Consider the following 20455-nt stretch of genomic DNA (forward strand, 5'->3'; position numbering starts at 1 on the left):
GATGGCCTCGTGAGCGATGTAAGCGGCTCTGAATTGCAGGCGCTGATGGCGCGCGTGCCGTCGGTGGAAAAGGTGCTGGCGTCGGTCGAGTTCGCGGCATTGATCGGCGAATACGGCCGCACCCAGGTGTTGAGCGCGGTGCGCGAGGCGCTCGACACCTGGCGCGCCGGCGCGCAGTCGGGCGATGCGTCCGTGAGCGCGCTCGACGTCGCGCAACTGAAGCGTTCAGTCGAAGCCGCGCTGCGCCAGCGCAACGAGTCGCGCTTGCGCAGCGTTTTCAATCTGACCGGCACGGTGTTGCATACCAATCTCGGCCGCGCATTGCTGCCCGACGAAGCGGTGCAGGCCGTGATGAAAGCGCTCACGCAACCCGCCAACCTCGAGTTCGATCTGGGCACCGGCAAGCGCGGCGATCGCGACGATCTGATCGACGCGCTCATCTGCGAACTGACCGGCGCCGAAGCGGCCACCGTGGTCAACAACAACGCGGCCGCAGTGTTGCTCACGCTGTCCGCGCTGGCGTCGAAGAAAGAAGTCATCGTGTCGCGCGGCGAGCTGGTTGAAATCGGCGGCGCGTTTCGCATTCCCGACATCATGAGCCGCGCGGGCGCGAAGCTGCGCGAAGTCGGCACGACGAACCGCACGCATCTGAAGGACTACGAGGAAGCCATCGGCCCGCAAACCGCGCTGCTGATGAAAGTCCACGCGAGCAACTATGCGATTAGCGGCTTCACCAAAGAGGTCGGTCTGGATGAAATCGCGCCGCTTGCCCATGCGCGCGGTCTTGCGGTTGCAGTGGACCTCGGCAGCGGCACGCTGGTCGATCTGAGCCAATGGGGCTTGCCGCGCGAAACGACGGTGCGTGAAACCGTCGAAGCCGGTGCGGACCTCGTCACGTTCAGCGGCGACAAGTTGCTCGGTGGTCCGCAAGCCGGTTTGATCGTCGGGCGGCGCGATCTGATCGCGAAGATCAAGAAGCATCCGCTCAAGCGCGCGTTGCGCGTCGGCAAACTGACGCTCGCGGCGCTGGAGCCTGTGCTGCAGTTGTACCGTGCGCCGGAGAAGCTCACGGAGCGGCTCACCACGTTGCGCTTGTTGACCCGTCCCGCCGACCACATCCGGCTCGCCGCGGAGCGCGTGCAACCCGCGTTGCAGCGCGCATTCGGCGAACGCTATGCGGTGACGGCGGAGCCGATGTTCAGCCAGATCGGCAGCGGCGCTTTGCCGGTCGACGTGCTACCGAGTTATGGCCTCGTCGTCAGAATGGCGGACGGTAAACGCGGTGGCCGTCAATTGCTCGCGCTTGAAAAGCGGCTGCGCGAGATGGCGAGGCCCGTGATCGGCCGTATCGCGGACGATGCATTGCGCCTCGATCTGCGCTGTCTCGAAGCCGCCGATGAAGCGCAACTGATCGAGCAACTGAAGGGCGTGCGCGCATGATCGTCGGTACGGCGGGACATATCGACCACGGTAAGACGAGCCTGGTGAAAGCGCTGTCGGGCGTCGATACGGACCGGCTCAAAGAAGAGAAGGCGCGCGGCATTTCCATCGAATTGGGCTACGCGTACGTGCCGCTCGAGAATGGCGACGTGCTCGGCCTGATCGACGTGCCGGGCCACGAGAAGCTCGTGCATACCATGACCGCGGGTGCGAGCGGCATCGATTTCGCACTGCTCGTGATTGCCGCCGACGACGGTGTGATGCCGCAAACGCGTGAGCATCTGGCGATCATCGAGCTGCTCGGTATTCGGCAAGGTGCCGTCGCGTTGACCAAGGTGGACCGCGTGGACGCGCAGCGTCTGCGCGAAGTGCACGACGAAGTCAGCGCGTTTCTAAGCGGAAGCGTACTCGAGGACGCATCCGTGTTCGATACTTGCGCGGTGCGCGCCGACGATCCCGGCGTGGCCGCCTTGAAGGCGCACCTGCACGCGGCGGCCGCGGCGTGGCGGATGAAGCGCGACGACGGCCTGTTCCGTCTCGCGGTCGATCGTGTCTTCACGCTCTCGGGCCAGGGCACGATCGTGACCGGCACCGTGGTGTCGGGCCGCGTGGCGGTCGGCGACACGATGCTGCTCGCGCCGAAGAATCAACCGGTGCGCGTGCGCAGCATTCATGCGCAGAATCGTCCGGCGCAAAGCGGCCGCGCCGGCGAGCGCTGCGCATTGAACCTCGCGGGCATCGAGAAGAGCGCGATCGATCGTGGCGACTGGATCGTCGATCCGCGGCTCTCGCAGGCGTCGCAGCGAATCGACGTCATGCTGACGCTGCTCGCCGATGCACCGCTTACGTTGGAGCATTGGGCGCCGTTGCATGTGCATCTGGGCACGCAGCACCAGGTCGCGCATGTCGCGTTGCTCGATGGCGACACGCTCGGCGCCGGTCAGCGTGCCCGCGTTCAACTCGTGTTCGAGCGGCCGGTTTGCGCGCTGCCGGGCGATCGGTTCGTGGTGCGCAACGCGCAGGCTAATCGCACGATCGGCGGTGGCCATGTACTCGACCCGTTCGCGCCGTCGCGCAAGCGTCGTTCGGCCGAGCGGCTGGCGTGGCTCGACGCGCTTCAGACGGTGCTCGACACCGGCACGCTCGACGCCATCTTCGCGAGAGCGGCGCATGGCTTGTCGCGCTCGCTGCTGGAAAGTTTGACGGGCATGCCGGCGGCCGCGCTCGCGTTGCCGCCCAACACGCGTGTCGTGGAACTGCCAGGCGAGGACGCATTGCTAGTCGCCGACGCGCTTTGGCAAGCGCTCAATACGCGATTGACGACGACGCTCGCGCAGTACCACGAACGCTCGCCGGACGAGTTGGGCCCGGACATCTCGCGCTTGCGACGCATTGCCGCGCCGCTGGTGGACGACGCGCTGTGGCGCGCGCTTGTCGACGATGCCGCGACGCGTGGCGAGATCGTCAAACGCGGACCGTGGCTGCATCTGCCGGGCCACACGGTGACGCTCGACGACGTTGATCGCGCGCTCGCGGCGACGTTGCTACCCGCAGTCAAAGCGGGGCGTTTCGATCCGCCGTGGGTACGCGATCTGGCCAACGCGCACGGCGTATCCGAGGAGCGTGTGCGTCAATTGATGCGCAAGCTCGCGCGGCAGGGCGAACTGTTTCAGGTCGTGCGCGACCTCTTCTATCACCCGGAGATGATTCGCGAACTGGCTTTGATTGCGGCTGACGAGGCGCAAAAAAATGCCGGTACGGTTGCGGCCGCACCGTTTCGCGACGTCACCGGATTGGGCCGCAAACGCGCGATTCAGCTTTTGGAATTCTTCGACCGGGTTGGGTATACTCGCTTCCACCGTGGCCTGCATCTGCTGCGCACGGATAGTCGCTGGCTCGATCTGCTCTGATCATCGGCAACGTGTAGTTCAATCACCGTAGGAAGGCATTCGTGTCCGGTGGCGCGGCTGGGCTTCAAACCCAGTTGAGGGCGTCAGACGCTCTCAGGTCGGTTCGACTCCGGCTGCCTTCCGCCAGTTAAGGCTTTAATGGCCGGCAGAATTTATTATTACGTTTTGTTGCGTTTGCTTGGCGCACCACCGCCGAGTGCCGTGCCACCACCTGCAAAGCGTTCTGCGACAACGCTCGGAAAATCACCTTTGCTACTCACGCGGTGACATCAACCGCTATCCGAGACGACCTGTACGGTCGCAAAGTGGTGACAGTCTGAAACAGGTCGGACAGCGCCATTGACAGCAACGTGCGAGGCGAAGCAACCGTTTGAAAGCGGCATATTTTAGTCACGAAAGCAGCGTCAGAATGTCAAAGTTGAAACTGAAGCTCGCCGTCGCCGCTTGATCGCCCGATGGTCCTGCTCGACGAGGTTGTTGAGATATTTGGATTGACGGATCCTCCCTTGACCCAGCTGTGCGCTTCCGCGCCAGCGAGGAGCAAGACTTGACCTATCCTTTGTGAGGCAGTTCGCAAATGGCCTTTACAACTTTCTGCTCATAGAAGTCATCAGCCGACGCGCGAACGCGAGCGACGCATGCGTGGCTTCCGCGATCCTGAACGCACGCAGGTTTTCTTAGCCAGCTTCGGTCCGATCCGTCAGCACTTCGCGCTCAAGCGACACCTGCTACGCACCTCACTCTATCGCAAACAGCTCGCCGCACGCTTCACCACCAGGCATCGTTTCACCGAGGCCACCCAAGTTCCGTCATCTTCTGAGCAAGCGTGTGTCATCTCCGCTATTGTGTCGTGCGCAATTTAACGTGACAGCGCCCCAACGATTGCCCCTCCCAGTTGTTGCCCGGCTTTTAGGCGATGTTCACTTAATAGCTCGCCCAGTAGCAGCTCTACGTGGCGGTCTTGCCGTGCAGTTCAACCTGCAGCGGCGAACCACTCACCCGACACCGCACTGAAAAATAGTGAAGCCTGATCGAGAGGGCGCGATCCGCGCGTAAGCATCTCACGCTTGAGATGTCCAGAAATAGTTGTTGTGCTTCTCTTTTTTGTCGTTCTAAAGTCAATCGTCGAGCGCTTACCGACTATTTGTAAGCACCTCACGGGTGTGCGTTTATCGTACACGTCACATGCAAATATTAATCGACAGAGTATTTCACGACGAGATGTTTAGTAATCCGATATTAACCATTTACCGAAACGGGAATTTGAAATGCGCAAGATGGCTTTGGCTTGTTCTGCAGCGCTCGTTGCACTCGGCACCGTGACAATGACGCCGGCCCGAGCCGATGTCACGCTGTACGGTATTCTCGATACGTACCTGGGTTACACGAACGCAGGCGGCAAAGGTGCACAGACTGCGATGCAGAGTGGCGGTTTGTCGGCAAGCCGCATAGGGATCAGAGGGAGTGAAGATCTCGGCGGCGGCCTGCGTGCGACGTTCGACCTCGAGAACGGCATTCTCACGAACTCCGGGGCCGCGACGGATTCCACGCTCGCCTTCAGTCGCAGTGCGTGGGTCGGTCTCGGCACGCCGTATGGCGAATTCCGTTTTGGGCGCCAGAACTCGGTGCTGCTGCTGATGCACAGCAAGTTCGACGCATTTTCCGGCGGTACGTACGGCTCGTTTCTTCACAACGCTTCGACGTTCGCATTCCGTTACGACAACATGATCACGTACTGGTCGCCGAACGTCGCGGGATTCACGTTTTCCGCGGGTGCAAGCCTGGGCGGTCAGACGTCGCCGCATGACGCGTTGAACGCCTATGTCGGTTCGATCGATTATCAGCGCGGGCCGCTATACCTCGGCATCAGCCACGCGGAACAGAATGGCGCGAACGGAAAAATCAATACGAAGACGACGTTCGCCGGCGGCAGCTATCAGTTCGGCAGTTTGACGGGTTATTTCGGCTACTACCGCGGCAACAACCTCGGCTCGAATACGGCGACCAATGTCGAAGGCAAATATCACAGCGTCTATTCGCTATCGACGACGTACAACCTCACGCCCGCGCTACGACTCGCGGCCGGCATCGGCTACGCGCAGGACAGCTCAGGCCAGCATAACAACGCGGGCGAAGTAAGCGTTGGCGCGTTTTACAGCTTGAGCAAGCGGACGCTCATCTATGGAACGCTTGAGCGGCTCGTGAACCGTCACGGCGCGACCTATGCGCTGATCGCCAACGGCCCCATCACACCGAACACGCCGGCGCGTGGAGACGGGGTGACGGGCGCACAGCTCGGGATTCTGCATTCGTTCTAAGGGCATGAGCGCGCCGTGAGCGTCATGCGTATATGGCATGCGATAGGGCTCAACGCATTGGCTGAACAGCTCAGAAGTCACGTTTTTTTTCCGTGCATTTTTTTAATGGCTGTTCTAAGTTAACTCATCACCTGCCCACGCAGATCCACGTGAGCAGCTTACGAGACGAAGGAGAGGTGTCGTGAAAGATCCTGCAGCTCCGACGGTGGAATTGATCGACTGTTCGAACGAAGCAAAACTTCTCAGTGAGCGGGCGTGTTCGGCGATCCGTCAGGACATTCTGTCCTGTGTAATCGAACCGGCCGCCACGCTGACGGAAAGCGCGCTGACCGCACGCTACGGCATCGGCAAGGCAACCTGCAGGGTGGCGCTGCAGCGTCTCGCGCAGGAAGGCTTTGTGCGCATCGTGCCGCGTCAGGGTTACGTGGTGACGCCGATTACGTTGAAGGACGTCGAAGAAGTGTTTGCGCTTCGCCTGGAACTCGAACCGCTATCGGCGCGCCTCGCCGCGGGCAAGGCCGATATCGACCTGTTGAACCGGCTGGAGCGCGCGTGTCGCAACGACGATACGTCGCTTGGCATCGGCAGCCGGATCGGCATCTTCATGGACGCGAATGCCGCTTTCCATATGGCGATCGCCGAATGTTCGGGCAACAGCCGGCTGGTTCGCATGCTGGGTGGCCTGCTCAACGATATGGCGCGGCTCGTGTCGCTCGGCTTCGGCGTGCAGAACACGAAGCCGGAGATCCGGCATGACCACACGGCGATGATCAGCGCGCTCGCGAGCGGCGACGGCAAGCGTGCCGAGCAGATCGCGCACCGGCATGTGGCGACGTTTCGCGACATGACGATGGAAAAGGTCATGGCGAGCCTGCGCGACACGCATGCAGGCGCACCGATCGTCCCGTTGCGAGGCGCACGATGAACGCGGTAACTACCCAGGCCATGTTTGAGAAGGCTGCCACCGCGCGCAACGCGGTGGAAGTTGAGCACGTCTCGAAGCACTACGGCAGGCTGGCGGTGCTCGAAGACATCAGCCTGACCGCGCCTTCGGGTTCGGTGCTAGCGATCGTCGGCGCGTCCGGATGCGGCAAGAGCACGTTGCTCAACATCATCGCGGGACTGGTGCAGGCGGACCAGGGCGGCGTGCGGATCGACGGAGTTGCCGGCGAGCCGACTCACGATACCCGCGTGGTCAGCTACATGTTCCAGGAAGACCGCCTGCTGCCTTGGCGCACTATCGTGGCGAATACGGAGTTCGGTCTCGAAGCGGGCTCGCTCAACGCCGAACGGCGGCGCGAACGCGCGCTGGCCGCGCTGAAGATGACCGGCCTTGAGGGATTCGAACACGCTTATCCGCACGAACTCTCGGGCGGCATGCGTAGCCGGGTGGCACTCGCGCGCAGCCTCGTCGTGAAGCCATACATCCTGTTGATGGACGAGCCGTTTTCCAAGCTCGATCCGCAGATGCGCTCGCAGATGCACGCGGAACTGCTGCGAATCCGTGAGCAGTTGAAGATGACCGTCGTATTCGTCACACACGACGTGGAAGAAGCCATCGTCCTCGCGGACAAGGTGGTTGTCCTGCGTCCGCGGCCGGGACGTGTGCGCGATGCGCTGATGATCGACCTGCCGCGGCCGCGCGATCCGCTCGCCGCCGAAGTTGCGGAAACGGTGCGCCGCGTGCGCGCCCTCATTTAAGGACGTTGCGATGTCTTCTGTTTCGACCGCCAGTTCTGTTTTCCCCGCACGGTTTGGCCGCCTGACCCGCTTTGCGAAAGTCGCCGGTCAACGTCTTTCGCTGCTCGCCATATTCCTGATCCTGTGGTGGCTGGCGGCGCAACGCGTGCCGGCCTTCATCCTGCCCGGCCCGGAAAAAACGTGGAACGCGCTGCTTGACCTGATCGCCACCGGCACCTTTGCCGAGGACCTCGGCATTACGCTGTACCGCGTCGTTGCGGGCTTCCTTCTGGCCGCGCTGGTCGGCACGCCGCTCGGCATCCTGCTCGGCGCGAACCGTCGCCTCGGTAGTTTCTGCGAGCCGGTGCTGTCGGTGGTCAACACGGTATCCGCTGCGATCTGGGCCATCTTCGCGTTGATCTGGTTCGGTATCTCGAACGGCACGACCATCTTCGTCGTGTTCATGGAAGCGATGCCGCTGATTCTCACGAACGTGTGGCAGGGCGCGCAAAGCGTCAACGCCGAATACGTAGAGCTTGCCCGCAGCTTTCAGATGTCGCGCAGCAAGGTGATGACCAAGATCTATCTGCCCACCGTGCTGCCGTATTTCTTCTCCGGTGCGCGCCTTGCGTTCGGCTTCGGCTGGCGGGTGTCGCTGGTGGCAGAGACGATCGGTTCGTCGAACGGCGTCGGCTACCGGCTGCGTCAGGCGGCGGACCTTGTTCAGACCGATCAGGTGTTCGCATGGACGCTCACCATGGTCGTGCTGATGGTGGTGCTCGAGTACGGCATTCTCAAGCCGCTTGAAAACCACCTGTTCCGCTGGAAGAAACGAGCATAAAGAATGGCTCGCGACGCACTGCTGCCGCGCCGCGGGCTGAAGTAATCGAAATTTACGAAGAAGTAGAGCGTCTGCATTCTATAAATAGGAGTACATATGAACGGTACGATGAAGGCTTTGATTCTCTCTGAACACGGTGACGTGGACAAACTCCATGTCGGTGAGCTGCCGATGCCGAAGGCGGTGCCGGGTCACGTGGTCATCCGCGTGCGCGCGTCGTCTTTCAACTATCACGACGTCTTTACGGTGAAGGGCATGCCGGGCATCAAGGTGCCGCTGCCTGTGGTCATCGGTCTGGATATGGCGGGAGAGATCACGGAGGTTGGCGACAACGTCGAAAACTGGTCGGTCGGTGCGCGCGTGCTTGTCAACCCGCTCAACAAGAAGAAAGGTCTGATGGGCGAAATGCTCGACGGCGGCATGGCGCAGTACTGCCTCGTCAGCGCGGACCAGTTGATCGCAATGCCAGAAGGCGTGACCTTCGAAGAAGCGGCGTCTTTGCCGGTCGCCTACGGTACAGCGCACCGGATGCTCGTCACGCACAACACTATCAAGCCGGGGGATCGTGTGGTCATTCTGGGTGCGAGCGGCGGTGTCGGAACCGGCTGCGTGACGCTTGCCAAAATGCTCGGCGCGGAAGTGATCGCGGCCGCCGGCAGCGCGGACAAGGCTGAACGGCTCAAGGCCATGGGCGCCGACCACGTCATCAACTATCGCGACACCGATTTCTCGAAGTGGGTCATCGAGAAGTACGGCAAGCCGCAACGCCGGAGCTATGAAGGCGGCGCGGACGTCGTGATCAATTTCACCGGTGGCGATACGTGGGTGCCGTCGCTCAAATGCATCAAACGCGGCGGTAGTCTGCTTGTCTGCGGCGCGACCGCGGGCCACGATCCCAAGGAAGACCTTCGCTACATCTGGAGCTTCGAGATTCGCGTGATCGGATCGAACAGTTTCTATGACGACAACCTCTCTGCACTGATGGAATTGATCCGTACCAGGAAGATTGCAGTGCAGATCGACAAGGTGTTGCCGCTCGAACAGGCCGCCGAAGGCCTGCGCATGATTCGCGATCGGGAAGTGCTCGGCAAGATTGTCGTTACCCCATAAAAATACGGAGACTCGAATGGCTGATAACCAGCAACTTACCGCGGAGCAGGTTCAGGCAATGCTCACGCGCGGTCCTTATCATCAGTGGCTCGGTCTGCGTGTGCTCGAAGTCGGCGACGACTCGATCGAAATCGCCGCGACGTGGCGCGAAGAGTGGGTCGTGAACCCCGAACGCCGCTATACGCACGGCGGCATTCTTGCCGCGCTGGTCGACCTCACGGCCGACTGGGCGCTGGTGTCGAAAACGGGCCGCGGCGTACCGACGATCGATCTGCGCGTCGACTATCACCGCGCGGCGATGCCGGGCGACCTCATCGCGCGCGGCAAGGTCGTGAAGTTCGGCAGCGCGATTTCGGTTGCGGAGGCGCACATCTATGACCAGTCCGGCGCGCTGCTCGCAAGCGGCCGGGGCGTCTATTCGACCGCGCCGGCACCCGCGCCGAAGGCATGATGAACACGGCGACATCGACGCTCGACCATGTCGTCGTGAACGCGATGTTCGAAACCGACGCCGCGGCGTCGTGTTTCGAAGCGCTCGGCTTCGCGCTGACGCCGCGCGGCTATCACTCGCTTGGCTCGGTCAATCACCTGATGATGTTCGATGGACATTATCTCGAACTGGTTGGCCTGCCGCCCGGCGCCACCACGTTGCGACGCGAGATTCTCGAAAGCCGTCTAGGTATAGACGGTCTCGTGTTCAAGACGGACGACGCGCAGGAAACCTATGCGCGTTTGATCGACGCCGGCGTGCGCGCCACTGAACCGCAGTCGTTCACGCGACCCGTCGATATTGAAGGCGTCGAGCAGATCGCCCGTTTCAGGACGACCCGGCTCGCGGCCGAAGAACTGTCCGCCGGGCGCGTCTATTTCTGCGAGCACCTGACGCCGGAATGGGTCTTCCGTGCCGAATGGACGAAGCATCCGAACGGCGCGCAGCGCTTGAGGGAATGTGTGATCGTGAGTGACGACCCGCAGCACGAAGCGCGCCGTTATGCGCTGATCGCTGGGGAGTCGGATCTCAAATCGCCGTCCGCCCGGCACTCGCGCATTGCGTTGGGTGATTTCGATCTGGACTTTGTCGATGGCGCGGCCTACCGCGCGCGCTATGGCGACCTCGTATGTAACGCAGCTGGGCGCGACAGCTATTTTGGCGCGGTCGTCGTCGAGGTAAGCGACCTTGCCGCGATGCGTGCACGTCTGGACGCGCTCGCGTCCCATGCCGACGAGAGCGTCGTGCGACTGATGCCGTCGGCCCATGCGCAGAGTGACGCATCGTCCGTAGCCCTGCTGTTAGGCGAACTCAATACTGTCATTGAATTTATCGGAGCAGTTGAACATGCCCACGCCTGAGAATCTCGGCGATCTGATCGAAGCCGACGGCGATCCGTGCAAGCTTGCAGTGATCGCGCTTGGGGAACCGGATGAAACAGGTTGCGCGTGGCACGATACGCGCATGACCTACGGGGAACTCGACGCGCTGGCTGACGGCGTCGCGCGTGCACTGGTGCAGCGCGGCCTGAAAGTCGGCGAACGCGTCGCCATTCTTGCGGCGAATCGCGCCGAGTATGTCGCGGCGCTGCTCGGTATCATGCGCGCGGGAATGGTCGCGGTGCCGGTCAACTACAGGTTTCCGCCCGCGCTCTCCACTTTTGTGATCCGCGATAGCGGTGCACGTCTGGTATTTTGCGACGCCGCGCGACTTGCCGATTGCCCGGACGATCTGCCGACAGTCGTATTCGATTCGACCGGAGAGGAAAGTTTCGCTTCATTCGTCGAACCGGGCCCGTTCGAGACTTTCGTGCCGACGCCCAACATGCCGGCAATGTTTCTCTATACGTCCGGCTCGACTGGCAAGCCCAAGGGCGTGATGCTCTCGCACGGCAGCCATCTGTGGGTGGCGCGTACGCGTGCGCGCGCGCAGCCACCGGCGGCGCATCGCTTTCTGGTGGCCGCGCCGATGTATCACATGAACGCGCTGACGCTCGTGCTGATGTCGCTGTACGGGAACGGTACGGTCGTGCTGCTTCCGCAATTCACCGCGCGCATGTACATCACGGCAATCGAGCGCTATCGGGTCACGTGGCTCACCTCCGTCCCGCCGATGATCGCGATGATGCTGCGCGAAAGGGAGTTGCTTGCGCGCACGGATCTTTCGTCGGTGCGCTTCATCCGGATGGGTTCGGCGCCCGTTAGCGAGAGTCTGCTTGCGCAAATCGGCGAGGTACTTCCGAATGCGAAGCTCACTAACGTCTACGGCACGACCGAGGGCGGGCCGATCGTGTTCGGGCCCCATCCGCAAAGGATCGAACCGCCTTTGCTGTCGGTCGGATATCCGCATCCCGAAGTGAGCGTGAAGTTGCTCGACGCACCGCCGACAGGTGTGGCGACCGGCGTGCTGGCTGTAAAAAGCCCGGCCGTCATGCTCGGTTACCACAACCGGCCGGACCTGCCGCTACCGGTGACAGCAGATGGCTTCTATGTAACGGGCGACGTATTTCACCGCGACGAACAGGGCTTCTATGCATTCGTCGGCCGTGCGGACGACATGTTCGTGTCGGGTGGCGAAAACATCTTTCCGGGTGAAGTCGAGCAGATGCTGGAGACACACCCGGATATTGTCCAGGCTTGCGTGGTACCGGTTGCCGACGACATCAAGGGAACCAAGCCGGTGGCGTTCGTCGTGCGGCGCGCGGGCGCGTCGCTAACGGAAGAGCAAGCCAAACAGCACGCGCTGACTCATGCGCCCGCATACCAGCACCCGCGACGCGTGTGGTTTGTCGATGCATTGCCGCTTGCGTCGACGAACAAGATCGATCGCGCCGCATTGAAAGCGATAGCGCTTGCGTCGTTGCAGGATAGCGAGACCGCATAAGTGAAACCGACACGACATTCAACATTATGGAGTTCAGTATGAACGAGAACTTTCGCGAGTTCCTGGAACGGCTGCGCGCGGCACAGCAACTGATCGATATACGGCAGCCCGTCGACATCCGCCACGTGGGCACGCTCGTCGACCAGAGCGACAAGGCGCTGCTGTTTCATAACGTGATCGGCTACGACATGCCGCTGCTGTCGGGCATCATCCGCACGCAGGAGCGCGCGATGATGGCAATGGGCTGCGACAGCTACTCGGAAATCGAGAAGATGCTGGCGCATGGCATCCAGAACCCGATTCCGCCTAAATACGTCGCGACGTCGGCCACGAAAGAAGTGATCTACAAAGGCGACGATGTCGATCTGTTCCGCCTGCCCATTCCGATGTCTTCGATTTTCGACGGTGGCCCGATGATTACCGCGGGTATCGTGATTTCGCGCGATCCGGAGTACGGCCTGAACAGCGGCATCTATCGCTTCATGGTGAAGGAAAAAGCGCTGAGTGGCATCGACATCGTGACGCCGAACAATATGCGCATGTTCGCGCAGCGTGCGTATGAACAAGGACGTCCGTGCCCGATTTCCATTTCGATCGGTAACCATCCGATGGAAATCATGGGCGCCGGCTATCGCGCGCCGATCGGTGTCGATGAGATGGCGATCGCGGGCGGCATTCGTGGCGTGCCGGTCGAACTGGCGCCTTGCGAGACCGTCGATCTGCCGTATATCGCCGACTCGGAAATCGTGATCGAAGCGGAAATCCTGCCGACGGGCTGGACGCAACCGGAAGGCCGTTTCGGCGAATTCACCGCATTGATGGGCGGGCTGCACTGGAATCCGGATGTGCGCATCAAGGCGATCATGCATCGGCGCGATGCGATGTATTACTCGCTGCACATGCCGTGGGAAAACACGTGGCTCGCGGCACCGACGCGCTATCAGGCGATTCGCAGCGCGCTGCGCACGGCAGGCGTGCAGGTAAAGGACATCAACGTAACGTTGGGTGGCCGCGCATTCTGGCACGCGGTTATTTCGATCAGGAAGCAGGCCGGCGAAGGCAAGAACGCGCTGCTGGCGGCGCTGTCGGTGATGGATCTGAAGCACGTGGTGGTCGTTGATGACGACATCGACGTGTTCAACGGCGAACAGGTCGAATGGGCGATCGCGACGCGCGTGCAGGGTGACCGCGATCTGATCGTGATCCCCGGCGCACGCGCGAAGCCGCTCGACCCGAGTCTGCCGGTGATGCCGCCTGGCATGGTGCCGACGGGCGCCAAGGTCGGTGTGGACGCAACGATCTCGGAAGGCATTCCGCACGAGCGCTATGAGCGCATTTCGTACGCGTACGCAGACACGGCGAAGATCGCGGACTACGTCGGCGGCAAGGCCGATACGGTGCATGTGTCGGAGCCGGAACAGGTGGAGGCTGCCGCAGCCGAAGCGATCGCGCTCATCGGCGACACGCCGCTTTACTACACCGAACTCGCCGAGCGGCTGTCGAAATACGACTTCCGCACGCTGGCCCGCGCGCTCGGCGAACTGCATGAACGCAAGCAGTTGTGGAAAACCGCGGAAGGCAAGTTGTGCGTGCGCGGTTCGCGCTTCGACGCCGTGCCGCCGACGCGGCGTTGATTGCCGCGATGTCCTTCAGTGCGCTGCGCAGGCCGGCAGCGCTCCATTCACCCCGTTGATGAGCTGACGTGATGCAACCTTACCTGCTTGCAAGGCGTGTGCTGTTCGCCGCCGTGATTTCCGTGCTTGCGCTTTCCGCGCAAGCCGCGCCGCTGCGCATCGGCTACTGGACGAGTGGCGTGAGCCTCGGCCTCGGCGCCGTGCTGGAAACAGGCGACTTCCTGAAGAAAGCCGGCATCGGCGACGCGCGTTTCGTGCACTTCGCCGAGGTCAACGCGCCGGCGAGCGGACTCGCCGCCAACGTGATCGACGTGAGCTTCAGCGTGGCAGGCGCGAGCGCGTTCAGCATCGCGGCGACCGGCGTGCCGGTCAAGATCTTCGGTGCAACAGCGCCGGCCGATGTCACATTTGTCACACCTGCCGACTCGCAGATCCAATCGATTGCGCAGTTGCGCGGCAAGAAGATCGGTATGTCACCGTCGGGAAGTTCGGTCGCGCTGATGACGGCCGCGGTGCTGAAAGCGAACTATGGCTTCAACGCCGGCGATTATTCACTGGTGCCGGGCAACGAGGCACGTCTCGCGCAGTTTCTCGTACAGCATCAGGTCGACGCCGCGGCGCTGCGCTCCGTCACGGTCGCGCAATTGACTGAAGTGAAGACACGGCGTCTGGGCACGCTGGTGGAAGAATGGCACAAGCTGACGAAGTCCGATGCGATGCCTTATCTGGGTGTGGCTGCGGCACGCACGGAATTGATCCAGCGCGATCCGCAATCCGTCGCGAAGCTGATCGTTGCGATTCACAATGCAATCGCCTGGGGCAACGCGCATCCGGACCAAGTCGCGACGATCCTGCAGAAAGTAGCGAATCTGCCTGCAAGCGACGCGCAGATCTATGCCGCGCATTGGGCCGAGCTGAACAGCATTTCCTTCGAACCAGTCGATATCGATACGCTCAAGCGCGAGCAGCAGATCTTCGCGGCGAGCGGCGCGATCAAAGGGACGCTTCCGCCCGATGTATTCGTCACCGGGCCGTACGAAACGGCAAAGAAGATCATAGCGGGTCAAAAGCCATGATGACGTGTTTGCGCGGGCAATGGCCGCATCCGGTGGATAACGGAGGTATCGCATGAAATCCCAATCCGCCGCACGGCGACGCCTCGTGGTCGGTATCAGCGGCGCGTCGGGCGCGATCTACGGCGTGCGTCTGCTGCGTCTGTTACGCGAGTTGGAGGTCGAGTCGCATCTGGTGGTCAGCCGTTCGGCGCAGGTGACACTCGCACAGGAAACGCAAATGCGGCTCGCCGATCTGCAGGCGCTCGCCGACGTCAACTATCCGAACACCGATATCGGTGCGGCCATTTCGAGCGGCTCGTTTCGCGTCGACGGCATGATCGTTGCGCCGTGCTCGATCAAGACGCTGTCGGAAGTGGCTACCGGCTGCACCAGTTCGCTGCTGTCGCGAGCGGCAGACGTGATGCTGAAAGAACGTCGCCGTCTCGTGCTGATGGTGCGCGAAACGCCGTTGCATGCCGGTCATATCCGCAGCCTCGCCGCCGTCACGGACGCCGGTGCGATCGTCTATCCGCCAGTGCCGGCGTTCTATGCGCTGCCGGAAACGCTCGATCAGATGGTCGATCATACGCTCGGGCGCGTGCTTGACCTGTTCGATATCGAATCACGAACCGTACGCCGATGGAGCGGCACTGCCGGCTGATACGCGATGTGCTTTTTTGTGTCCAGTTTACTTCCCTATATGCATCTCCTAGAATGAGTTGAGGTTGGTGAGGTGCCTACAGAAAGACGTAAGCATAATACACAGCCATTCCAGGATAGAGCGCACGGGGGGCCACATGGAAGGAAAAGTGATTTCTGGGGGCAAGGCGGCGGCCGAGGGCAAGTTGTTGGGCGAGTCGACTTATCTGGCGATGAGGCAGGCGATACTGTCCTGTTCGCTGAAACCGGGCAGCATGCTGACCGAGGCTGCGCTGATGGATCAATACGGCGTCGGCAAGTCGACATGCCGGCTGGCGCTTGCGCGTCTCACACACGAAGGGTTGGTACGTTCGGTTCCGCGACACGGCTACGTCGTCGTGCCGGTCACGCTGAAGGATGTCGAGGAGGTGTTTGCGCTGCGACTCATTCTCGAACCCGAAGCCGCGCGGCTTGCGGCCGGCAAGGTGGACGCGAAGGCGTTGATGCGGATCGACCGCACAGCGCGCGGCAATACGGCGTCGAAGAATCACGGCAACCGGATCGGCTTTTTCCTCGATGCGAACCGTGAATTTCATCTGGTGATTGCGATGGCGTCGGGCAACGACCGTCTGGTGCGCAGCATCTCGGTGCTGTTCGACGAAATGACGCGACTGGTGGCACTCGGTTTCAGCGACGAAGACGACAGCCCGGAAATTTCCGACGATCACCGCCAGTTGGTCGAGGTGCTGGCGGCGGGCGACGGCAAGGCAGGCGCGCGCATTGCGCGCCGGCACATCGAGAAGTTTCGCGACATGACGATGGAGCGTGTGCTCCGCAGCATGAAACAGGACTTCGAGCACGCGCCGCTGGTAGCGATCGGCAAGTGATACGGAGTTTCCGCCTTTGCTTTCAGGCGGAACCTCTCGACGGATGGTTGCACCGTGCTTCATGTTTTGATAAGGACATTTAGTAATCCTTTAAAGACGATGCCAGGGAGACCGACGGCGTCGCTATTTCAGGCAAAGCACAATGAAATCATTTCGTTCCGTTCTAAAGGCAGTATGCGCACTCGCGTTAGTCGGCGTGTGCCTCACCAGTGTGTATGCGGCGGCGCCGTTGCGAGTGGGCTACTGGACCAGTGGCACCAGCCTCGGTTTCGGTGCCGTGCTCGAAGCGCAGAAGTTCTTTGAGAAGCAGGGCCTGCAGGTGCAGTTTGTCCACTTTCCGGACGTGAATGGACCGACCACCGCGTTGGCTTCGAACGCGATCGATCTGGCATTCGGCACCAGCCTCGCGGGGGCATTCAGCCTGAGCCAGCAGGGTGTGCCGGTCCGGATGGTGGCCGCCACGCAGATCGTCGATGCGGAAATCGTCGTGCTTGCCGATTCGCCCATCCATTCCGCGGGTGAACTGCGCGGCAAGAAAATCGGCATGTCGCCAATCGGCAGTGCGACCACTGGCGTCGGCACCGCCGTGCTCGACGGCAATTACGGACTCAAGCTTGCCGACTATCGCCTGGTGGCGGGCGACGAGCCGCGTCTTGCGCAGTTCCTCGTTCAGAAGAACGTGGATGCCGCCGTCATGCGTCCCACCACGGTGGCGCAAGTGCCGGACAGTGCGCAGAAAGTCCGCGTGATCACGACATTGTCCGATCAATGGAAACAGATGACGAAGGCGAGCACACCGCCCTATATCGGTGTCGCCGTGATGCGCAGCGAGTGGCTTAAGGACAACTCGGCGGATGCGGTGAAGGTGCTCGCGGCAATGCGCCAGGCGCTGGCCTTCGGCGCGGCCAATCCCGACGCGGTCGTGGCGATACTGAAGAAGGCCGGCAACATGAGCGACCAGGGAGCGCGTTTTTACGGCGACCACTGGACGACCATGAATACGGTCTCGTTCAAATCGGGTGACATCGACACACTGAAACGCACATTCGAAGTTTTCAAGGCCGCCGGCACGCTGAAGGGCGAGCTTCCCGCGGATCTCTTCTATCAGAAGCCTTATCTCGACTCGGAAGCAGTCAAATGAGCGGATATTGGGAATGGGCCCGTGGCCGCTGTGGCCACACCGGAGTACGGGCCTTCATCAACGGAGCAGCAATATGACGGAAAAGTGCGACGGTACGGTCGCGACCATTGGATTTCCCGCTAGTCGGATCCGCTGGCCGGAAGAGGGCATTACGCGCGTGCCGCTGCGTGTGTTCTCCGATGCGGCGACCTACGAGCGCGAGCAGGATGCCGTGTTCCGTGGGCCCACATGGAGTTTCCTCTGCCTCGACATCGAGATTCCCAAACCGGGTGACTACATTACGACCAGGGTCGGTCATACCTCGGTAATTGTTGTGCACCAGCAGGACGGCACCATTGGTGCGCTTGTGAACAAGTGCGTGCACAAGGGCTCAGTGCTTTGCTATGAAGCGCAGGGTCACCGCAAGCGTTCGAACTTCGTTTGCCCCTATCACAACTGGGTCTATAACTTCGACGGTGAACTGACGAGCGTCGCATTCGAGAAGGGCGTGCAGGGTAAAGGTGGTATGCCCGAGGATTTCGACAAGTCGAAGTTCCGTTTGACGAAGCTGCGCGTGGAGACCATCCGCGGCCTTGTGTTCGGCTCATTCTCCGACGAGGCCCCTGCACTGAAGGACTATCTCGGGCCAACGATGGTGCGGCACATGGAGCGCACGCTATATGGACGCGTAAAGATACTTGGCCGCTATAGCCAGGTGATGCACAACAACTGGAAGCTCTACGTCGAGAATAGCCGCGACAACTATCACCCGAGCCTGCTGCACGCGTTTTTCTCGACCTTCAAGATCAACCGGCTGTCGGCGGAAGGCGGTACGTTGCAGGATGAAGACAGCCGGCATCACATCACCTTTACGAAGCGCTATACCGACATCGGCGATCAGGCATACGACTCCGGTGTGATTCGTGCCATGCGCGACGATTTTGGTCTGAAGGATCCTTCGCTGATCGATCAGTGGATGGAGTATCCCGACCAGATCACGAACGCGATCCAGAGCATTTTCCCCGGCTTCGTGCTGCATCAGATCATGAATTCGATAGGCGTGCGGCAGGTGGTGCCGCTTGGCGTGGATCGATGCGAACTGATCTGGACGGTGCTCGGTTTCGAGGAAGACACGCCGGAGCAAACGCTCATCCGGCGCAAGCAAAGCAATTTGGTCGGCCCCGCGGGTTATGTGTCGATGGAAGACGGCACGATCGGCGCGTTCGTCGAAAAGGGCATTCGCGGCGATCTTGACGACGCTGCGGTGATCGAGATGGGCGGCAAGGGCACCGGTCCGATGGCGACCCGCGCAACCGAAACCTCGGTGCGCGGCTTCTGGAAATTCTATAGAGAGCTGATGGATGTCTAGTGTTGCGCGCTATCCTGACCTGGAGGTCAGCACCCAGACGGGCGCGTGTATCGCACGCCTGATGACCCACTATTGCAGTTCGATCGACAATGGCGATCTCGGCCGCTGGCCGGAGTTCTTCACTGAAGATTGCACTTACCGCATTCTCACGCGCACCGATTTCGAAGCGGGCCGCGATTTCGGTATCTGGTTCTGCAACACGCGCGGCATGCTGCTGGATCGCGTCAGTTCGATCCAGTCGGTCAATGTGTTCGAGCCGCATGTCTACCGTCACGTGCTTGGGCCGACCGAAGTCGTCAGCGTCGAAGACGGGCTGATCGGTTGCGAAACCAGCTACATGGTCGTGCGAACCGGCTATGAAGGGGGGATGGTCGTGTTTAGCGCGGGGCGTTACGTCGACCAGGTCGTCCTCGCGGGCGGCCGCGCGTTGCTGCATGAGCGCACGGTCGTCACGGATTCGTGCCGCTACGACACGCTCGTTGCACTTCCTCTCTAAGGATGCTGCCCGGATGACCGAGCCCACCCGCCGTTACCGGCTGCACCTCGAAAGTCAGCGGCGTCAGCCGCCACCTTTTCATCTTCATGAAACCGTGTGGCAGGCCGCCTGCGCGCGGCATCCCGATCTCGCACAACGCATCGATGTGACGTTCGGCTGGGACGGCGAACGGTTCGCGCGTCCGCTCGACGACGTCGACTTCCTGCTGGCGTCGAGATTTCCGCATGACGTGGTGAACGACGCGCCAGGTCTACGCTGGATTCACACGACGGGTGCTGGCGTCGATCATCTGATGCCGCTCGATCGCTTGCGTCCCGACTTGATCCTGACGAACAGTAGCGGCGTTCATAGTGAGAAAGCCTTCGAGTACACGCAGATGGCATTATTGATGCTGAATGCGCAACTGCCGGCCGTGTTTCAGGCGCAGCGGGCGCATCGCTGGGACGTGCGGCTGACCACATCGATTCGCGGCAAGACGGCGCTGATAATCGGCTTCGGCGATCTGGGCATGGCGGCGAGCCGCGCGGCACGTTTGCTCGGCCTGCGAACGATTGCATTGAACCGGAGCGGCGCCGCGCCGACGGCGGAAGCGGTCGATGTGCTCGCGACGATCTCCACACTCGACGACTGGCTGCCTCAAGCCGACTTCGTCGTTGTCACCGCGCCGCTTACGCCCGCGACGCGCGGTCTTCTTTCCGCCGAGCGCGTCGCCCGCATGCGGCCCGGTGCGGGCATCGTCAACCTCTCGCGCGCAGCGCTGATCGACTATGCGGCACTGTTCGAGCGGCTGCGTTCGGGCGAGTGCGGCGGCGCGCTGCTCGACGTGTTCGACCCTGAACCCTTGCCGACGGAACATGCGGCGTGGGACGTGCCGGGACTCGTCGTCACGCCGCACATTTCGTGCGATGCGCCCGATTACAATCTGCGGGTGCTTGAACTCTGGCTGGGCAATTTCGCGCGATTCCTGCGCGGCGAGCCGCTGACGAACATCGTCGACCGCACACGCGGTTATTGACCCGGAAGAAGTTCGACATCTCGGTTATCACGGTCCGAAGAAAGGTTCTGCGACCATGGCGACTCCGCG

At 61.6% G+C, this 20455-nt stretch carries 18 protein-coding genes, 1 tRNA gene and 2 pseudogenes; 20 read left to right on the forward strand and 1 reads right to left on the reverse strand.

The window, feature by feature from the left end; all coding sequences use genetic code 11:
• Nucleotides 1-9: 9 nt before the first annotated feature.
• From selA to P0D80_RS39855, 3 genes are all read left to right on the forward strand, one after another.
• Nucleotides 10-1440: an L-seryl-tRNA(Sec) selenium transferase gene (gene selA, locus P0D80_RS39845; protein WP_408291946.1), complete on the forward strand. Its 1431-nt coding sequence runs from the start codon at nt 10-12 to the stop codon at nt 1438-1440.
• Nucleotides 1437-3350, forward strand: a complete 1914-nt coding sequence (gene selB, locus P0D80_RS39850; protein WP_408291948.1) for a selenocysteine-specific translation elongation factor — start codon at nt 1437-1439, stop codon at nt 3348-3350. The genes selA and selB overlap by 4 nt, the downstream gene beginning before the upstream one ends.
• A gap of 30 nt (nt 3351-3380) precedes the next feature.
• Nucleotides 3381-3476 (forward strand) — tRNA-Sec (locus P0D80_RS39855).
• Between the two features lie 281 nt (nt 3477-3757).
• Here P0D80_RS39855 and P0D80_RS39860 read toward each other — a convergent pair.
• Nucleotides 3758-3850: pseudogene (locus tag P0D80_RS39860) on the reverse strand (IS6 family transposase); the annotation flags it as partial.
• Nucleotides 3851-3946: 96 nt separating this feature from the next.
• On the opposite strand from P0D80_RS39860, the pseudogene P0D80_RS39865 reads away from it, so the two are divergent.
• The 17 genes and pseudogenes from P0D80_RS39865 to P0D80_RS39945 form a co-directional block, all read left to right on the forward strand.
• Nucleotides 3947-4213, forward strand: a pseudogene (locus P0D80_RS39865) (hypothetical protein); the annotation flags it as partial.
• Between the two features lie 414 nt (nt 4214-4627).
• On the forward strand, nt 4628-5668 hold the full coding sequence (locus P0D80_RS39870; RefSeq protein ID WP_408291976.1) for a porin: 1041 nt from the start codon (nt 4628-4630) through the stop codon (nt 5666-5668).
• A 181-nt stretch (nt 5669-5849) separates the two neighbouring features.
• Nucleotides 5850-6593: a GntR family transcriptional regulator gene (locus tag P0D80_RS39875; protein ID WP_132381458.1), complete on the forward strand. Its 744-nt coding sequence runs from the start codon at nt 5850-5852 to the stop codon at nt 6591-6593.
• Nucleotides 6590-7369 (forward strand): ABC transporter ATP-binding protein, encoded by a 780-nt coding sequence (locus P0D80_RS39880; RefSeq protein ID WP_408291950.1) that lies wholly within the window; start codon nt 6590-6592, stop codon nt 7367-7369. The genes P0D80_RS39875 and P0D80_RS39880 overlap by 4 nt, the downstream gene beginning before the upstream one ends.
• Nucleotides 7370-7379: 10 nt before the next feature.
• A complete protein-coding gene (locus P0D80_RS39885) occupies nt 7380-8189 on the forward strand; it encodes an ABC transporter permease (protein ID WP_408182251.1) in 810 nt (269 codons plus the stop codon).
• A gap of 96 nt (nt 8190-8285) precedes the next feature.
• The gene (locus tag P0D80_RS39890) at nt 8286-9299 is read left to right on the forward strand and encodes a zinc-binding dehydrogenase (RefSeq protein ID WP_408182252.1); all 1014 of its coding nucleotides are present in this window, start codon (nt 8286-8288) and stop codon (nt 9297-9299) included.
• Between the two features lie 16 nt (nt 9300-9315).
• A complete protein-coding gene (locus P0D80_RS39895) occupies nt 9316-9750 on the forward strand; it encodes a PaaI family thioesterase (protein ID WP_132381465.1) in 435 nt (144 codons plus the stop codon).
• A complete protein-coding gene (locus tag P0D80_RS39900; protein WP_408182253.1) occupies nt 9750-10649 on the forward strand; it encodes a VOC family protein in 900 nt (299 codons plus the stop codon). The genes P0D80_RS39895 and P0D80_RS39900 overlap by 1 nt, the downstream gene beginning before the upstream one ends.
• The gene (locus tag P0D80_RS39905; RefSeq protein WP_408182255.1) at nt 10636-12171 is read left to right on the forward strand and encodes a class I adenylate-forming enzyme family protein; all 1536 of its coding nucleotides are present in this window, start codon (nt 10636-10638) and stop codon (nt 12169-12171) included. The genes P0D80_RS39900 and P0D80_RS39905 overlap by 14 nt, the downstream gene beginning before the upstream one ends.
• A gap of 38 nt (nt 12172-12209) precedes the next feature.
• Nucleotides 12210-13805 carry a UbiD family decarboxylase gene (locus P0D80_RS39910; protein ID WP_132381471.1) on the forward strand — a complete coding sequence of 532 codons (1596 nt, stop codon included), beginning with the start codon at nt 12210-12212 and terminating at the stop codon, nt 13803-13805.
• 71 nt (nt 13806-13876) lie between these two features.
• Nucleotides 13877-14881 carry an ABC transporter substrate-binding protein gene (locus P0D80_RS39915; protein WP_408182269.1) on the forward strand — a complete coding sequence of 335 codons (1005 nt, stop codon included), beginning with the start codon at nt 13877-13879 and terminating at the stop codon, nt 14879-14881.
• Nucleotides 14882-14933: 52 nt separating this feature from the next.
• Nucleotides 14934-15521, forward strand: a complete 588-nt coding sequence (locus P0D80_RS39920; protein ID WP_132381473.1) for a UbiX family flavin prenyltransferase — start codon at nt 14934-14936, stop codon at nt 15519-15521.
• A 136-nt stretch (nt 15522-15657) separates the two neighbouring features.
• Nucleotides 15658-16386, forward strand: coding sequence for a GntR family transcriptional regulator (locus P0D80_RS39925; RefSeq protein ID WP_408182256.1), 729 nt, complete (start codon nt 15658-15660; stop codon nt 16384-16386).
• A 142-nt stretch (nt 16387-16528) separates the two neighbouring features.
• On the forward strand, nt 16529-17527 hold the full coding sequence (locus P0D80_RS39930; protein WP_408291955.1) for an ABC transporter substrate-binding protein: 999 nt from the start codon (nt 16529-16531) through the stop codon (nt 17525-17527).
• A gap of 73 nt (nt 17528-17600) precedes the next feature.
• Entirely contained in the window at nt 17601-18875 is a 1275-nt protein-coding gene (locus P0D80_RS39935) for an aromatic ring-hydroxylating dioxygenase subunit alpha (RefSeq protein ID WP_408291957.1), read from the forward strand.
• A complete protein-coding gene (locus P0D80_RS39940) occupies nt 18868-19371 on the forward strand; it encodes an aromatic-ring-hydroxylating dioxygenase subunit beta (RefSeq protein ID WP_132381481.1) in 504 nt (167 codons plus the stop codon). Before P0D80_RS39935 ends, P0D80_RS39940 begins: the two co-directional genes overlap by 8 nt.
• 13 nt (nt 19372-19384) lie before the next feature.
• On the forward strand, nt 19385-20386 hold the full coding sequence (locus P0D80_RS39945) for a D-2-hydroxyacid dehydrogenase (protein ID WP_408182262.1): 1002 nt from the start codon (nt 19385-19387) through the stop codon (nt 20384-20386).
• The last annotated feature ends 69 nt before the right edge of the window (nt 20387-20455 follow it).

This window comes from Paraburkholderia sp. RL17-373-BIF-A, from assembly GCF_046030175.1.
Lineage (GTDB): Bacteria > Pseudomonadota > Gammaproteobacteria > Burkholderiales > Burkholderiaceae > Paraburkholderia.

Coding starts and splice junctions, on each gene's coding strand:
- P0D80_RS39870 (WP_408291976.1), top strand. CDS start 4,628: ATGGCTTTGGCTTGTTCTGCAGCGCTCGTTGCACTCGGCACCGTGACA.
- selB (WP_408291948.1), top strand. CDS start 1,437: ATGATCGTCGGTACGGCGGGACATATCGACCACGGTAAGACGAGCCTG.
- P0D80_RS39915 (WP_408182269.1), top strand. CDS start 13,877: ATGCAACCTTACCTGCTTGCAAGGCGTGTGCTGTTCGCCGCCGTGATT.
- P0D80_RS39935 (WP_408291957.1), top strand. CDS start 17,601: ATGACGGAAAAGTGCGACGGTACGGTCGCGACCATTGGATTTCCCGCT.
- P0D80_RS39945 (WP_408182262.1), top strand. CDS start 19,385: ATGACCGAGCCCACCCGCCGTTACCGGCTGCACCTCGAAAGTCAGCGG.
- P0D80_RS39925 (WP_408182256.1), top strand. CDS start 15,658: ATGGAAGGAAAAGTGATTTCTGGGGGCAAGGCGGCGGCCGAGGGCAAG.
- P0D80_RS39910 (WP_132381471.1), top strand. CDS start 12,210: ATGAACGAGAACTTTCGCGAGTTCCTGGAACGGCTGCGCGCGGCACAG.
- P0D80_RS39905 (WP_408182255.1), top strand. CDS start 10,636: ATGCCCACGCCTGAGAATCTCGGCGATCTGATCGAAGCCGACGGCGAT.
- P0D80_RS39930 (WP_408291955.1), top strand. CDS start 16,529: ATGAAATCATTTCGTTCCGTTCTAAAGGCAGTATGCGCACTCGCGTTA.
- P0D80_RS39885 (WP_408182251.1), top strand. CDS start 7,380: ATGTCTTCTGTTTCGACCGCCAGTTCTGTTTTCCCCGCACGGTTTGGC.
- P0D80_RS39895 (WP_132381465.1), top strand. CDS start 9,316: ATGGCTGATAACCAGCAACTTACCGCGGAGCAGGTTCAGGCAATGCTC.
- P0D80_RS39890 (WP_408182252.1), top strand. CDS start 8,286: ATGAACGGTACGATGAAGGCTTTGATTCTCTCTGAACACGGTGACGTG.
- P0D80_RS39920 (WP_132381473.1), top strand. CDS start 14,934: ATGAAATCCCAATCCGCCGCACGGCGACGCCTCGTGGTCGGTATCAGC.
- P0D80_RS39940 (WP_132381481.1), top strand. CDS start 18,868: ATGTCTAGTGTTGCGCGCTATCCTGACCTGGAGGTCAGCACCCAGACG.
- P0D80_RS39900 (WP_408182253.1), top strand. CDS start 9,750: ATGAACACGGCGACATCGACGCTCGACCATGTCGTCGTGAACGCGATG.
- P0D80_RS39880 (WP_408291950.1), top strand. CDS start 6,590: ATGAACGCGGTAACTACCCAGGCCATGTTTGAGAAGGCTGCCACCGCG.